At 45.6% G+C, this 259-nt stretch carries 1 protein-coding gene; it reads left to right on the top strand.

From position 1 onward, the window contains the following. The coding region (locus V0R37_RS22625; protein WP_420376627.1) for a Na+/H+ antiporter NhaC family protein at positions 1–104 on the top strand (104 nt) is incomplete at its 5' end. Positions 105–259 lie beyond the last annotated feature (155 nt).

Below are 259 nucleotides of genomic sequence, written 5' to 3' on the forward strand. Positions count from 1 at the left end.
CCGATGGACAACACGAGCATATTTGGGAAACGGTCGTACCGACCTTTATTCACTATAACCTGCCCCTCATTGCCTTCGGTTGGTTAGCGGCGATGGTGCTCTAGAGCAATATCAGGTTTGACCATAAAAAAGAGCGCTCAATTTAGGCGCTCTTTTTGTATTGGTGGTGTCACATCCCTCAATGAGTGTGTTGTTTAAGCACCTTCGTTGTGCAGCTCTAAGTTCGCTAAATCTTGCTGAATTTCCGCTAACGTTTTTG

It is taken from the genome of Pollutimonas rozaliensis (genome assembly GCF_048751585.1).
GTDB lineage: Bacteria > Pseudomonadota > Gammaproteobacteria > Burkholderiales > Burkholderiaceae_B.